The organism is Kitasatospora sp. MBT63 (assembly GCF_000710465.2).
GTDB lineage: Bacteria > Actinomycetota > Actinomycetes > Streptomycetales > Streptomycetaceae > Kitasatospora.
In genome coordinates this window covers 1-398 of the sequence record NZ_JAIZ01000483.1, presented here as the reverse complement: position 1 = coordinate 398, position 398 = coordinate 1, and the positions used below count along the sequence as shown (strand labels likewise).

Below are 398 nucleotides of genomic sequence, written 5' to 3'. Positions count from 1 at the left end.
TGAAGGACACCACCTACACCATCAACGCCTCCGGAGACGTCACCCACACCACCGTCACCGACAAGGACGGAAACACCACCCAGACCACCCACACCATCGACGACGCCGGACGCCGCACCGCCGTCACCACAGGCGACACGACGACCGACCAGGTATGGGACGCAGCCGGCAACATGACGAAAGACCGGCACAACACAACTATCGAGTACAACCCCGACAACAAGCCCACCACCCTCGCCATCAGCACCCCGGAACAGGCCCAGGTGAGCATCGCCTACTGGGCCGACGGCTCACGCCGCAGCGCCACCACCAAAACCCCCGGAAACGAACAGACCACCACCTTCCACTACACCCCCGCCGGCACCCTCGCCAACGACACCACCGACGGCCTCACCGCC

1 protein-coding gene is annotated in these 398 nt (G+C 65.1%); it reads left to right on the top strand.

Annotation, left to right across the window (positions count from 1 at the left end):
• Window positions 1-398, top strand: a 398-nt coding sequence (locus AA75_RS49785; RefSeq protein WP_033822730.1) for a hypothetical protein, incomplete at both ends; no start/stop codon positions are given.